The following is a 14,859-nucleotide window of genomic DNA, read 5'->3' as shown; positions in this document are numbered from 1 at the left end:
GGGGGAGGGAGCGCAGTGTACGCGCGGCTGTACCTCAGCTCACATCGACAAACGTTACGAGACGACGACTGCCGTTGGTGTCACGTCGTCACCACCTTCTCCGCCAGCACGCACCGCGCCTCCCGGCCCGGCCTCACCTGCACGTTCGGCGGCAGCTGCGCCAGGCAGCGCGGCTCGGCGAGCTTGCAGCGGGGAGCGAAGGAGCAGTTGTGGGGTTTCTCGCCAAGCGAGGGCGGGGTACCGGGGATGGTTTCGAGCCGCTGCCCCCGCCTGGCGCCGTGGATGGTGGAGGCGAGCAGGCCCCTGGCGTAGGGGTGGACCGGCGACCGGACGATGTCGCGCAAGCTTCCCTGCTCCACGATCTGGCCGGCATACATCACCGCGACACGGTCGCAGATCTCGATGGCGACGCCGATGTCGTGGGTGACGAAGATGACCGACATGCCGAACTCGCGCTGCAGCTCGCGCAGCAAGAGCAGGATCTGGATCTGCACGGTGGCGTCGAGCGCGGTGGTTGGCTCGTCCGCGAGCAGGATCTTGGGCCGGCAGGCCAGCGCCAGGGCGATCATCGCACGCTGGCGCATGCCGCCGGACATTTCGTGCGGATAGGCGTCGAGTCTTCGCTTGGCGGAGGGAATGCGGACGACCTCGAGCATCTCGAGCGCCCTCGCCCGCCCTTCCGCAAAGCTCTTGCCTTCGTGCCGCACCACGCTTTCGGCGATCTGGGCGCCGATGGTGTAGACCGGATCGAGCGCGAGCGCGGGCTCCTGGAAGATCATCGACACGGTCTGGCCGCGGAACGACGAGAGCTCGTCGTCGTTCATGGCGAGCACGTCGCGGCCCATGACGTTGACCTTGCCCGAAATCTGCGTGCGCTTCTTCGGCAACAGCCGCATCAGCGCGCGCAGGGTGACGCTCTTGCCCGAACCGGATTCGCCGAGCAGGCCCAGCACCTCGCTGTTGCCGAGCGAGAGATTGAGATCGTTCACGGCATAGACCGTGCGCTCGCCGGTGAAGCGGATGTTGAGGCCTGAGATCTCGACGAGGTTGGTCATGACGGCAGCTTGGGTACCCGGTCGTGATAGTCGGTGACGCGCTGGAAGGCGGCGCCGATGGTGAGCAAGGTGGCTTCATCGAAGGAGCGGCCGATCAGCTGCATGCCGATCGGCAGGCCGCTGCCGGTGAACCCGGATGGCACGGTGAGCGACGGCAGGCCGAGAAAGTTCACCGGGCGGGTGAACAGCGTCAGCCGCTGCAACAGCGCCGGCGCGTTCGGGCCGCCGCCGACATCGCTTTCCTCGATCGTCGGCGCCGGTATCGGCGAGGCCGGTGCGATCACCGCATCGACGCCCGACGTCGCAGCATTGTGGGCGGCGAGCGCAGGCCCGCGCCAGCGCATCGCCTCGAGATAGGTGATGGCGGGAACGGCAAGGCCGTTCTGAAGCCGCATCAAGACCTGCGCGCCATAATCCTGCGGACGCTCGATCATCCAGCGTTTGTGGAAGGCGGCCGCTTCCGCCGCGAGCACGAGCTGGCTTGCCGCTTGCAATTGCCGCTGGTCCGGCAGCTCGACCTTGACGATATCGGCGCCCTCGCGCTTGAGCACCGCGATGGTCTCGTCCAGCACGCGCGCGACCTCGCTGTCGAGATCCTCGACATAGAACGAGGCGGGCACGCCGATCTTCAGGCCCTTGAGCGAGCCCTTGGTCGCGCCGACATAGTCTGACAGCGGCTCGTGGCTGGTGGTCGAATCCTCCGGATCAGGGCCGGCCATCAGCGCCAGCAGCAGCGCACAGTCCTCGGCGGTGCGGGCGAGCGGGCCGACCGTGTCGAGCGATTGCGACAGCGGCATCGCGCCGGCACGGCTGACGCGGCCAACGGTGGTCTTCAGCCCCGTGACGCCGCAGAAGTGCGCGGGCATGCGGATCGATCCGCCGGTATCGGAGCCGAGCGCCGCATAGGTCAGGCGCGCCGCGACCGCCGAGCCCGAGCCCGACGATGAGCCGCCGGTGATGTGCGCAACGTTCCAGGGATTGCGCACCGGACCATAATGAGCGTTGTGCCCGGTCGGGCCGTAGGCGAATTCGGCCAGATGCAGGGTGCCGAGCCGGACCTGGCCGGCATCCTTCAATCGCTGCAAGGCCGTGGAGGTGACGGTCGGCACGAAATCGCGCCTGATCAGCGAGCCGCAGGTCGCGACGTGGCCTGCGTCGTAATACATGTCCTTGTGCGCGAGCGGCACGCCGTGCAGCGGACCGCGGACATTGCCCTTGGCCAGCTCGGCGTCGGCAGCCTCGGCGGCCTTCAGCGCCGCCTCCGACTCAATGGACATGAAGGCGTTGAGATGTGGCTGCCACTGCGCGATGCGGTCCAGCAGCGCGCGCGTCACCTCTTGCGAGGACACCTGCTTCATCGCGATCGCGCGCGCGACCTCGGTCAGCGTCATCAAGGTCGGTTCGGTGCTCATTTCGACACCTTCTGCGTCTGCGCGATCGGATAGAGCGCAGGCTCGAGGTCGAACGGCAGCGTGCCGGCGATGGCGGCAAAGCCGTCAAAGGCAGGCCCGATGGAATTGGAGATGCGCGTCGCGATATCGTCATCCACGGGGACGCCGGCGATCTGCGCCATCGGCTTGATCTCTTTCGGTGTCGGTCTCGTCATACGGTTTCCTCCCTCGGCGCGCGGCTATGGCCTGAACCCGGTATAGCCATGTAGCACGCAGCCTCGTGGCCCATTGTATCGAGCGCGGTGAGCTTTGGTGTCGCATTTGCGCAGAGCGGCTCCGCAAACGGGCAACGGGTGTGGAAGCGGCATCCCGAAGGCGGATCGATCGGATTGGGCGGATCGCCCGTGATAGGCGGCTGCTCGGTGCGTCTATCGGGATCGGAGGACGGCATCGCAGCAAGAAGTGCGCGCGTATAGGGATGCGCCGGCTGGTCCCAGACCTGGTCGACCGGACCGAGCTCGACGACCTCGCCGAGATACATCACCAGCACGCGGTCGCTGATGTAACGGACCACGTTGAGGTCGTGGCTGATGAAGAGATAGGTCAGGCCGAACTCGCGCTTGAGATCGGCAAGCAGATTGAGCACCTGCGCCTCGACGGATTTGTCGAGCGCCGAGACGGCTTCGTCGAGGATCACCAGTCGGGGCGACAGCGCCAGCGCCCGGGCGATGTTGACGCGCTGGCGCTGGCCGCCGGAGATCTCGTGCGGATAGCGGTTGGCGAAATTCTCGGGCCGCAGGCCCACCTTGCCGAGCAGCTCGCGCGCCAGGGTGCGCGCCGCGCCGTCGGCCATGCCGTGGACCTTCGGGCCAAAGGCGATCGATTCCTCGATGGTGAGGCGCGGATTGAGCGAGGCATAGGAATCCTGGAACACCATCTGCATGCCGCGACGCAGCTCACGCAAGCTCAGCGACTGGCCGACGGCCATGCCGTCATAGACGATGTCACCGGTATCGCGTGGCATCAAATGCATCAGGAGGCGCGCGGTGGTCGACTTGCCGCAGCCGGACTCGCCGACGATGCCGACGGTCTCGCCCTTGGCGACGGAAAAGGAGACGTTGTCCACGGCCCGCACGGTGCGCTTGGCGGCGAACAGCCCGCCGCGAACGGGGAAGTGCTTGGTCAGGCCGTTGACCTGAAGCAGCGGTTGCGCGACGCCGCCGCGATCCTCGACCGGCTCCAGCATTTCAACAGAATTGTTGCTCTCGCTCATGGCTTAGTTCCTGATGTCCATGGCGCTGCGCAGGCCGTCCGAAAGCAGATTGAAGCAGATCGAGACCGCGAAGATCATCGCGCCCGGAAGCGCCGCGACCCAGGGATTGACGTAGATTGCGGTGCGGAGCGTGTTCAGCATCAGGCCCCATTCCGGCTCCGGCGGCTTGGTGCCGAGGCCGAGGAAGGAGAGGCCGGCGGCCAGGATCATCGAGACCGAGATCAGACTGGTGGCATAGACGAAGATCGCACCCAGCACGTTGCCGAGGATGTGGACGCGCATGATGGTGAATGGCCCCGCGCCGGAGGCGCGCGCGGCCTCGACGAAATCCATGTTGCGCACGCCCGTGGTGACGCTTTCGGCGACGCGGGTGATCTGCGGCACGAACACGACGGTCAACGACACGATGGAATTGAGGACGCCGGCGCCCAGCGCGCCGGAGATCGCGATCGCCAGCAGCACCGAGGGGAAGGCGTAGAACACGTCGACCGTGCGCATGATCGCGGTGTTGAGCTTGCCGCCGACATAGCCGGCAATGATGCCAAGCGACGTGCCGATACAGAAGGCGAGGATCACGGGCAAAATCCCAATCACCAGCGACAGTCGTCCGCCGTAGATCAGCCGCGCCAGCATGTCGCGGCCGAGCTCGTCGGTGCCGAGCGGATAGCCGACCGTTCCAATGTGACGCAGACGGCGGATCATCGAACCCTTGTAGGGGTCTTCGAGACCCAGCCATGGCGCAAGAATCGCGGAGAGGAAGATCAGCAGCAGCACCAGCGCGCAGGCCATGCTGACCTTGTCACGCATGATGCGGCGGCCGACGGTCGCCCAATAGCCCCGCGCCTTGGTGGCAGGCGCCGCCTGGAGCGCGGCATCGGCGGTGGCAGACAGCGGAAGCTCGCTCATCCCGCTAGCCCCGCTTGATGCGCGGATCGATCGCGGCTTGCGCGATGTCGACCAGCAGATTGAGGACAACGAAGAACAGTGCCAGGATCAGGATCGTGCCCTGGAGCAGCGGCAGGTCGCGCTGGAAGATCGCCGAATTGAGCAGGAAGCCCGAGCCCGGCCAGGAGAACACCGTCTCGATCAGGATCGAGCCGCCGAGCATGTAGCCGAGCTGAAGCCCCATCACCGCAAGCGCGGTGGGGGCGGCGTTCTTGATGACGTGACGGAACACCCCTCGCTCGTGCAGGCCCTTGGCACGGAGCGCTTCGACGAAATCCTGGCTGAGGATGTCGCCAGTGAGGGCGCGCACCGTGCGGGTGACGATGCCCATCGGGATCACCGAGGTCGTGATCGCCGGCAGCACGAGATACTTCAGGTGCGCCCAGTCCCAGGCCCAGGAGTTGGAGCCGCTGGGACCAGCGCCGACCGCGGGCAGCCAGTTCAGCTGAACCGAGAAGATGATGACGAGCAGCATGCCCAGCCAGTAATGCGGCACCGACACGCCGGCGATGGCAAAGGAGGTCGCGACCTTGTCGATCCAGGTCTCGCGGAAATAGCCGGCGATCAGGCCGAGCAGGATGCCCATGGTGAAGCCGATGATGGCCGCCGCGATCGCGAGCGTGACGGTGTTGCCGACCGCGCGCATGACCTCGGCGAGCACGGGCCGTCCCGTCGCGATGGAATTGCCGAGATCACCATGAAGGGCACGGAGCAGCCAAAGCCCGAACTGCACCGGCAGCGGGCGGTCGAAGCCGTAGGCGGCGCGTAGCTGCGCGGCGAGCTCCTGCGAGGCATCGGCCGGCAGCACCGCGACGAGCGGATCACCCGGCGTGATGTGCACGAGCAGGAAACACACCAGCGCGACGCTGATGACGATCGGGACGACATAGATGATGCGTCTGGCGATATAGGCAAGCACGGTTGGTTACTCAGGCTAGTGCTAGATATCTCGGGGCGTCATGGCCGGGCTTGTCCCGGCCATCCACGTGTCTCTTGCTCCGTCATTCCGGGGCGGTCCGTAGGACCGAACCCGGAATCTCGAGATTCCGGGTTCGATGCTTCGCATCGCCCCGGAATGACCGTTCAAGTGGATAGACGTGGATGCCCGGGTCAAGCCCGGGCATGACGTGTTGATAGAACGAGGGCCGCCTCACTCCTTCATCGACACCAGCGAGAAGTCGATGAACCAGCTCTTCGGCTGCACGACGCCGGTCACCTTCGGGCTCATGGCGCGCGGGCCGACGTCGTGGGCGACGTAGAGGAAGGCGGCGTCGTCGACGGAGGCCGCGTGCAGCTCGGCGAGCGCGGCGTCACGCGCGGCCGGATCGAAGGTCTGGCGTGCCTTCTTCACCAGCTCATCGAACTTGGGATTGTTGATGAAACCCCAATTGTTCGAGACCGGCGGGGCCATGCCCGATTGCAGGAAGCGCACCAGCGCGAAGAACGGGTCCATCGCCGCATAGGTGACGTTGGTCGCATTCGAGCCGTTGGCGCTCGGATCCTTGGCGCCGCGGCGCCAGTTGGTGAACAGCGTGTTCCACTCGATGACGTCAAGCTTCACGTCGAAATAGCATTCGGCGAGCGCCTGCTGGAGATATTCGTTCATCGGCAGCGGTTGCATCTGGCCCGAGCCAGACGCAGACGTCTGGATCTTCACGGTCAGCTTCTTGTTGGGGCCGTAGCCTGCCTCCTGCATCAGCTTTTGCGCGGCGGCCTTGTCGTACTTGATCTCGAAGGTCGGCTTGCCGCGCCAGGGATGGCCCGGCTCGAAGGTGCCGGTGGCCGGCACCATCAGGCCGGCGAGCAGGCCGTCCTTGAGGCCTTCGCGATCGACGCAGAGGTTGGCGGCCTTGCGCACGCGGATGTCGTTCCAGGGCGAGTTCTCGACACGCGAGAACTGCCACGGCCAGACATGGGGCTGCTCGTTGGCGTAGAGCTTGAAGCCGCGCTGCTTCAATTCGGGCAGCGCGTCAGGCGCGGGCGCCTCGACCCAATCGACCTGTCCGGAGAGCAGCGCCGCGGTACGCGCATTCGCCTCCGGCATCGGCAAGAGCACCATCTTGTCGACCTTGGGCACGCGGGCCTTGTCCCAATAAGCCGCATTCTTAACCAACTCGAGCCGCTCACGCGGGGTGAAGCTCGCCATCTTCCACGGGCCGGTGCCCGAGGCGTCCTTGGCGAATGCGGTCCAGGCGGCCTGCGACTTCGCCTTGGCGTCGGCACCTTCGGCCTTGTCGTAGAAGGCCTGCCACTTCGCCGGGCTCGCCATGAAGAGATTGGTGAGGTTGATCGGCAGGAAGCTGTCGGGCTCCTTGGTGGTGAGCTCGACCGTCATGTCATCGATCTTCCTGGCGGATGCCAGCGTCGGCATGCGCGAGGCGGTGACGCCGACCTGGCTGGCGTCGAATTGCGGTGCATCCTGCTTCAGCACTTTCTCGACGTTCCACACCACGGCGTCCGCATTGAACGGCGAGCCATCGTGGAAGGTGACGCCGGGACGCAGCTTGAAGACCCATTTGGTCTTGTCGGCGTCGTCGACCTTCCACTCGGTGGCAAGGCCGGGGATCACTACGCTCGCCTTGTCCGCGGAAGACAGGTCCCAGCCGGTCAGCCCGTCGTACATGGTGAGGCCGGTGAAGCGGTTGCCTTCAAAACCCTGATCGGGCTGGCCCAACGTGCGCGGAATATCGGCAGCGGTCATGCCGATGCGCAGCACGCTGTCGGCGCTGGCCACGCGCGGCCATGCGGCCGCGCTGCCGAGCGCGAGCAACGCGATCAACGCCGCGCGGGTCTTGTTGTTCTTGATAAGCATCGCCTCGATCCTTCTCCGGCTTTCGATGATTAATTTTGTTGCAGTCGTATGCAATGGCTATGCCAGTGAGGACACTTTCTCTGCAGATCGCCTCTGCGACCACAAGTCCGTGTGAGCGCGCACGAACAAACGCAGTGCACTGCCTATTCTGGCATCAAGATTGCAGGTTTGGGCCCGAGTTCTCTCTTGAATACTCCCTTGGAGCTTTGGGCCATGCGTATCCGACTAACGACCTGTCTCGCCGTGCTTGCGCTGGCGCTTCCGACGATCCCGGCGCGCGCCGAAACGGTGGTGCGCTACGGCATCTCGATGGCAGACATTCCGCTGACGACGGGCCAGCCCGACCGCGGCGCCGGCGCCTATCAATTCACGGCCTACACGATCTACGATCCGCTCGTGGCCTGGGAAATGGACGTCGCCGACCGGCCCGGCAAGCTGGTGCCGGGGCTCGCCACCGAGTGGAAAGTCGACGAGGCCGACAATACCAAATGGCGGTTCAGCTTGCGCAGGGGTGTGAAGTTTCACGATGGCAGCGAGTTCAACGCCGACGCGGTGATCTGGAATCTCGACAAGGTGCTCAACGACAAGGCACCGCAATTCGACAAGCGGCAGAGCGCGCAGGTGAAGACCCGCCTCCCCTCCGTCGCGAGCTACGCCAAGATCGACGACTTCACCGTGGAGATCACCACCAAGACGGTCGACTCCTTCTTCCCCTATCAGATGCTGTGGTTCCTGGTATCGAGCCCCACGCAATACGAGAAGCTCGGCAAGGACTGGGACAAGTTCGCCAGCCAACCTTCCGGCACCGGCCCGTTCAAGCTGACCAAGCTGGTGCCGCGCGAGCTCGCCGAACTGACCAAGAATCCGGATTACTGGAACAAGAATCGCATTCCCAAAACAGACAAGATCGTGCTGGTGCCGATGCCGGAAGCGCTGACGCGCACCAACGCGCTGCTTGCGGGGCAGGTCGACCTGATCGAGACCCCGGCGCCGGATGCCGTGCCGCAGCTGAAGGCTGCCGGCATGAAGATCGTCGACAACGTCACGCCGCATGTCTGGAATTATCATCTCAGCGTGCTGCCGGGGTCGCCCTGGACCGACATCCGCCTGCGCAAGGCGCTCAATCTCGCGATCGATCGCGAGGCGGTGGTCGGTCTGATGAACGGGCTGGCAAAACCCGCCAAGGGCCAGGGCGACCCGTCGAGCCCGTGGTTCGGCAAGCCGAGCTTCGAGCTGAAATATGATCTGGCTGCGGCCAAGAAGCTGGTCGAGGAAGCCGGCTACTCCAAGGCGAAGCCGCTGAAGACCACCTTCATCATCGCGCAAGGCGGCACCGGCCAGATGCTGTCGCTGCCGATGAACGAATTTCTGCAGCAGAGCTTCAAGGAGATCGGCATCGACATCGACTTCAAGGTGGTCGAGCTCGAGACATTATATACGCACTGGCGCAAGGGCGCGGCCGACGAGATGAACGCCGGCATCACCGCCAACAACATCGCCTATGTCACCTCGGACCCGCTCTACGCCATCGTCCGCTTCTTCCATTCCGGCCAGATCGCGCCGGTCGGCGTCAACTGGGGCGGCTACAAGAACCCGAAGGTCGACGCGCTGATCGACGAGGCCAAGCAGACCTTTGACAGCACCAAACAGGACGAATTGCTGGCGCAGGCGCATGCGCTGATCGTGGACGATGCCGTGCTGGTCTGGGTCGTCCACGACACCAACCCGCACGCGCTGTCGCCGAAGATCAAGCAGTTCGTGCAGGCGCAGCACTGGTTTCAGGATCTGACGACGATCGGGGTGGAGTGAGGGGACACCAGTGCCGTAGGGTGGGCAAAGCGAAGCGTGCCCACCGTCTCGCCGCGGTGAAAGCGAGGGTAGGCACGGCGCTTGGCGCCTTTGCCCACCTACGGGAGTTGATGGTGGCGCTGGCAGCGTTAGCGCCAAACTGCCACGTCAACCACCACCGTCGTCCCGGGCAAGCGTCAGCGCAGACCCGGGACCCATAACCACAGGGAGTGGTTTCGCGAAGACTTGGAGTTAGCAGCGCGCAAGCAACTTCTGCCTGTGGTTATGGGTCCCGCATACGCGGGGACGACACCTTTGGTGTGGTGCCATTCGAGCCACACACTTGCACCTTACTTCGTCAGCAGCGCATAGGCCCCGGTCCATCCCTCGGGCGGCGGGTCGACCTGGAAATCCTTGATCCGCTTTTCGTAGAGCTTGAACAGCTTTTCCAGCGTGTCGGCGTCCTCGCTGCGACGGCCGCGCTCGATCGCGTCGAGCGCGCCCTGCCAATCGCGGCTGCGGTAGCACGCGAGCATCTCGATGGTGACGTTACGCAGGCGCTGGAAGGCGCCCGAATGCATCACGTCCCCGCGGCCGGCGATGGCGTAGATCACCTCCGGCTCGGTCTTGCCCTTGACCATGATGAAGTCGAGCTCGAGGATCGCGAACTTGTCCTTGGCGGCGAGCGCGGTTCTGGAGCCGACGATGATGGGGAAGCCATACTCCTTCGACTGGCCTTCCAGGCGCGAGGCCAGATTTACGCTGTCGCCGAGCACCGAATAGTTCTTCTTCAGGTCGGAGCCCATATTGCCGACCACGCCGATGCCGGTGTTGAGGCCGATGCCGACATTGAGCGGGATGTAGACATGGCCGCCGTCGGCGGCCTCCTGCTCGCGCTCCTTGTTGACCTCGTCGATCTTCTCGAGCATCTGGATCGCGGCCTCGCAGGCGTTGACCTCGTGCTCGGCATCGTCGAGCGGCGCGTTCCAGAACGCCATGATGGCGTCGCCCATGTATTTGTCGATATACCCTTTCCGCTCGATGATCACGTCGGTCAGCGGCGTCAGGAAGCGGTTCATCAGCGCGATCAGCCCTTGCGGATCGTGCTTGTAGCTTTCCGAGATCGTGGTGAAGCCGCGCACGTCGGAGAACATGATCGTCATCTCGCGCTCCTCGCCGCCGAGCACGAGCTTTTCCGGCGACTGCGCCAGCTGCTCGACCAGCACCGGCGACATGTATTGCGCGAACATGCCGCGGATCTGCACGCGCTGCCGCTGCTCGCGCACGAAGCTGGCGAAGATCAGCGTCAGATAGATCGCAGTCGTCGACAGCAGCGGATAGGTGAAGTCGATGAGGTAGCGGTACTGCGCGTAGAAGAACCAGGACACGCCGACCAGGATCGCAGCGAACATCGCGCCGGCGAGCACGAGGCGCACGGGCCCGAGATTCGGCGTGAAGGTGATGACGAGCAGACCGATGATCAGCGCCGCGATCAGCTCGACGCCGAGCGCGTAGTTCGGCTGGGAGATCACGGCGCCGCTCAGGATGCTCTCCAGCACCTGGGCATGGATCTCGACGCCGGGCATGGTCGAGGACACCGGCGTGGTCTTGATGTCGTTCAGCCCGACCGCGGAGGTGCCGACCAGCACCAGCTTGCCGGCGATCTTGCTCGGCGACACGCTGTTGTCGAGCACATCGGCCGCCGACACGTAGATCGAGGGATCCTGGCGGGCATAGTGCACCCAGAGCTGGCCGTTCTTGTCGGTCGGGATCTCCACGCCCTTGACGCGCACGGCCCGCACGCCGGTCTTGTCGGTCCGGATCAGCAGCGTCGGCGTTCCCGTGACGACGCGCAAAATCTCCAGGCTGAGCGAGGGCATGATCATGCCCTGGGCGCGCATGACCATCGGCACGCGCCGGATCAGACCATCGCGCTCGGTTCTGATCGAGAACAGGCCTCGGCCGGCAGCGACCTTCTCGATGACGGGAACGTTGCGCAGCAGGCCGGGAAATTCGAACAGGAAGCGTTCGGCGCCCTCCTCGCCGACCGTCGCGACGCCGGTGAAGGGCAGCGTCTTGTCGAGCTCGGAGGATATGGCTCGCTGTCCCGTCTCGCCCAGCACCACGCGGGAGCGCTTGATCGCTTCCGCGAGAATCTGGTCGTTGGTCGGCAGCTCGCGCAGCTTGGCGCGGGTGGCATCGTCCAGATAGCGCATCTGGCCCGCAACGAGATCCGGATTGAGCCGGTCGGCTTCCGAGAACACCACGTCGAAACCGATCGCGACCGCGCCGTTATTGGTGAGGCCCTGGATCAGGTCGGCGATGCGCGTCCGCGGCCATGGCCATTGACCGAGCCTGGCGAGGCTCTTGTCGTCGATGTCCACGATGGTGACCGGCCGCGCCGCCTTGTGGCGCGGATCGATCAATTGAAACATGTCGAAGGTCCGCAGCCGCAATTCCTGGATCGGCGGCGGGTCCCAGAGCCGCGCGCCGGCAAACAGGACCAGCAGCGCAAGGCACATCAGCCGCGCAAAGCCGAACTTCCGCGCAAACCACCGCCGCAGGATCTTGAGACGTTTCATGCTGGATCCGACTTCCCGATCTGCATCACGTCGGGCGCACCGATCATGGAGCGTCCGCGCGCCGTTGGCTATTCCCCTGGCGGCGAAGGATTATGGATTTTTTGCCGCGGTCAAGCTGCGCGCCGGCCGCAGGCAGGCCCCGGCCAGGATCAGGTGATATGGAAAATGAAGTCGCTGGCCTTGAGATTGGCGGCGATCACGTTCTTCAGCAGCAGCGACTCGTGCTCCGTGACTGGCGCACCCGCCTGGAGGGTAACCTGCTGCTGCCACGTGACCAGCGTGTCGACGGAATTTTGCTGCTGGACGATGGTGAGATTGCCGATGGAGCTGATGTCCGAGAACTGCCGCAGGTCGATCTTGTCCAGGCCTGCCTGGAAATCATCGATCGTGTGCTGGCCGTCGCTTCCCGACGCGTTTGGCGAGAACACGAATTGATCCTTGCCGCCGCCGCCGATCAGCGTGTCGTTGGTGTCGGTTGCCAAGATGACATCCTTGCCGCCGGTGCCTTCCAGCTCGATGGCCTGGCTGGTGTTGCCCGCTTCGTTGAAGATGAAGTGGACGGTATCGGACAGGCCCGTGGTCGTGTCCGTCACCGTCAGCGTGATCTGGTCGGTGGCGGGCGGCGTTGGGTACTGATCGGTGCTGGCACCGGTCGGATCGTAGGCGATGCCGGCACCGGTCGCGAGGCCGGTGTTGATCTGGTCGAGCGTGCCTGACGTCGGATAAACACTGGCGATGCTGGTATCCGGATGCGCAGTCGACAGCGTGACGGTGAAGGTATCTGTCGCAGCACCGGAAGCGGGGTCGACCCAGAGATCGGTGATGATCTCGTTGCTGTTCTCGATGATACGCTCGATGAGGACACTCTCGGTGTGGATGACCGGGCCGCCGGCCGGAGCCGTCACGCTCGTGTCGATCGTGGTGAGCTCGTGCGAGACCGGCGTCGTACCGCCGGTGCCCGTTGTCGTGAGATCGATCGTCGCCGGCGTCAACACGTCGGTCGTGATCGCGCCGGCATAGGTGTCGTCGAGCGCATGAACGCCCAGCGGATCCGGCGTTCCGGTGAAGCCATTGGCCGGCACGAACCGGATCAGCGTATCCGGGCTCAGCACCAGCGCCTGGGTGTCGCTGACGGAGCCGATGTCGACCCATTGATCGGTGCCGGCGATCTCGTACTGCCAGACGCCTTCGGTGGAGGCGGCGGCGTTGGACGTGACGGCGACGGCCTTGAAAGCTGCGCCAGTGTCGGCGTCGTGGAACTTGTTCGCGAACAGATCGCTGATTGTGCCTCCGCCCGGATCGCTCTCGTCGCCGGCCACGGCGGCCAGCGTCGTGCTGTCGAGCGTCGGCGCGTCGTTGGTGCCCGTGATCGTGACGGTGACGTCCTGGCTGACCTTGCCGCCATGCTGATCGTCAAACGTGACGGTGTAGACTTGGGTGATGGTCTGCCCTTCCGCCAGCGACTGCAGCACGGAATCGCTGTTGTCCAACGTGAAGTGCCAGCCCAGTGTCGCACCATTGCTGGTGTCGCTGCTGGATTCGGTTACCGATGAATCGATCGAGAAAGTGCCGATATGTGAACCGGTCCCGAAGCCCGGCAGATCCGTGCTTACGGACGACGACTTGAATGACCACACGGCCGTGTGGGTGTCGACCAGGTCCAGATCCTGAATCGCCAGCGTGCCGCATGCCGACAGCGACGAGCCCTCGTCCTCGATGACCGCGCCCGTCGCCGCGCCGGCATCGCTGGTGATGGTCGGCGCGTCATTGGCGCCGTTGATCGTGACGGTCACGTCCTGCGAGACTTGCGCGCCGTGATTGTCGGTGAAGGTGACGGTGTAGACCTGGATGATGGCCTGGCCTTCGGCCAGCGACTGCAGCATCGCGTTGTTGTTGCCGAGCGTGAAGTGCCAGCCCAGCGTCGCGCCGTTGTTGATATCGGCGTTCGATTCGAGCACCGACGGATCGATCGTGAAGGTGCCGATATTCGTGGCGCCCTCAATAAAGCCCGGCAGATGCGCGCTCGAGGACGACGACTTGAACACCGCCTGCGCCGTATGTGTGTCGATCAGGTCGAGATCCTGGATCGCCAGCGTGCCGTCGATCGACAGCGTTGCGCTTGCATCCTCGGTCACCGCCCCGGCGGCGTCCGCGGCAGCGCTGGTGATGGTCGGCGCGTCATTGGCGCCGTTGATCGTGACAGTCACGTCCTGCGAGACTTGCGCGCCGTGATTGTCGGTGAAGGTGACGGTGTAGACCTGGATGATGGCCTGGCCTTCGGCCAGCGACTGCAGCATCGCGTTGTTGTTGCCGAGCGTGAAGTGCCAGCCCAGCGTCGCGCCGTTGTTGATATCGGCGTTCGATTCGAGCACCGACGGATCGATCGTGAAGGTGCCGATATTCGTGGCGCCCTCAATAAAGCCCGGCAGATGCGCGCTCGAGGACGACGACTTGAAGACCGCCTGCGCCGTATGTGTGTCGATCAGGTCGAGATCCTGGATCGCCAGCGTGCCGTCGATCGACAGCGTTGCGCTTGCATCCTCGGTCACCGCCCCGGCGGCGTCCGCGGCAGCGCTGGTGATGGTCGGCGCGTCATTGGCGCCGTTGATCGTGACAGTCACGTCCTGCGAGACTTGCGCGCCGTGATTGTCGGTGAAGGTGACGGTGTAGACCTGGATGATGGCCTGGCCTTCGGCCAGCGACTGCAGCATCGCGTTGTTGTTGCCGAGCGTGAAGTGCCAGCCCAGCGTCGCGCCGTTGTTGATATCGGCGTTCGATTCGAGCACCGACGGATCGATCGTGAAGGTTCCGATATTCGTGGCGCCCTCAATAAAGCCCGGCAGATGCGCGCTCGAGGACGACGACTTGAACACCGCCTGCGCCGTGTGTGTGTCGATCAGGTCGAGATCCTGGATCGCCAGCGTGCCGTCGATCGACAGCGTGAGGCCCGCATCCTCGGTGACCTTGCCGGTCGCCGCCGCTGCGCTGCTCGTGATGGTCGGCGCATCGTTGG

At 64.6% G+C, this 14,859-nt stretch carries 10 protein-coding genes; 1 reads left to right on the top strand and 9 read right to left on the bottom strand.

All coding sequences use genetic code 11. The features are described from left to right. Positions 1 to 80: 80 nt before the first annotated feature. From GPL20_RS37895 to GPL20_RS37860, 7 genes are all read right to left on the bottom strand, one after another. Positions 81 to 1,055, bottom strand: coding sequence for an ABC transporter ATP-binding protein (locus GPL20_RS37895; RefSeq protein ID WP_157337739.1), 975 nt, complete (start codon positions 1,053 to 1,055; stop codon positions 81 to 83). Further along, positions 1,052 to 2,467 carry an amidase gene (locus GPL20_RS37890; RefSeq protein WP_157337737.1) on the bottom strand — a complete coding sequence of 472 codons (1,416 nt, stop codon included), beginning with the start codon at positions 2,465 to 2,467 and terminating at the stop codon, positions 1,052 to 1,054. Before GPL20_RS37890 ends, GPL20_RS37895 begins: the two co-directional genes overlap by 4 nt. Continuing rightward, on the bottom strand, positions 2,464 to 2,661 hold the full coding sequence (locus GPL20_RS37885; RefSeq protein ID WP_157337735.1) for a hypothetical protein: 198 nt from the start codon (positions 2,659 to 2,661) through the stop codon (positions 2,464 to 2,466). The genes GPL20_RS37890 and GPL20_RS37885 overlap by 4 nt, the downstream gene beginning before the upstream one ends. After that, the gene (locus GPL20_RS37880; protein ID WP_167533386.1) at positions 2,658 to 3,719 is read right to left on the bottom strand and encodes an ABC transporter ATP-binding protein; all 1,062 of its coding nucleotides are present in this window, start codon (positions 3,717 to 3,719) and stop codon (positions 2,658 to 2,660) included. The genes GPL20_RS37885 and GPL20_RS37880 overlap by 4 nt, the downstream gene beginning before the upstream one ends. A gap of 3 nt (positions 3,720 to 3,722) precedes the next feature. Then, on the bottom strand, positions 3,723 to 4,625 hold the full coding sequence (locus GPL20_RS37875) for an ABC transporter permease (protein ID WP_157337733.1): 903 nt from the start codon (positions 4,623 to 4,625) through the stop codon (positions 3,723 to 3,725). Positions 4,626 to 4,629: 4 nt separating this feature from the next. Beyond that, entirely contained in the window at positions 4,630 to 5,583 is a 954-nt protein-coding gene (locus GPL20_RS37870) for an ABC transporter permease (protein ID WP_254125294.1), read from the bottom strand. Between the two features lie 231 nt (positions 5,584 to 5,814). Next, positions 5,815 to 7,476, bottom strand: coding sequence for an ABC transporter substrate-binding protein (locus GPL20_RS37860; RefSeq protein ID WP_157337731.1), 1,662 nt, complete (start codon positions 7,474 to 7,476; stop codon positions 5,815 to 5,817). A 213-nt stretch (positions 7,477 to 7,689) separates the two neighbouring features. Between GPL20_RS37860 and GPL20_RS37855 the strand changes: the two genes are divergently transcribed. Continuing rightward, positions 7,690 to 9,285 carry an ABC transporter substrate-binding protein gene (locus tag GPL20_RS37855; RefSeq protein WP_157337729.1) on the top strand — a complete coding sequence of 532 codons (1,596 nt, stop codon included), beginning with the start codon at positions 7,690 to 7,692 and terminating at the stop codon, positions 9,283 to 9,285. A 329-nt stretch (positions 9,286 to 9,614) separates the two neighbouring features. Here the strand turns inward: GPL20_RS37855 and GPL20_RS37850 are convergent, their stop codons facing one another. Both GPL20_RS37850 and GPL20_RS37845 read right to left on the bottom strand, forming a co-directional pair. Continuing rightward, on the bottom strand, positions 9,615 to 11,846 hold the full coding sequence (locus GPL20_RS37850) for a CHASE2 domain-containing protein (protein ID WP_157337727.1): 2,232 nt from the start codon (positions 11,844 to 11,846) through the stop codon (positions 9,615 to 9,617). A 149-nt stretch (positions 11,847 to 11,995) separates the two neighbouring features. Further along, the coding region (locus GPL20_RS37845; RefSeq protein ID WP_205751241.1) for a beta strand repeat-containing protein at positions 11,996 to 14,859 on the bottom strand (2,864 nt) is incomplete at its 5' end.

The sequence above is a fragment of the Bradyrhizobium cajani genome (assembly GCF_009759665.1).
Taxonomy (GTDB): Bacteria; Pseudomonadota; Alphaproteobacteria; order Rhizobiales; family Xanthobacteraceae; genus Bradyrhizobium; species Bradyrhizobium cajani.
The sequence above is the reverse complement of the archived record's forward strand: the minus strand, read 5'-3'. Positions and strand labels throughout refer to the sequence as shown.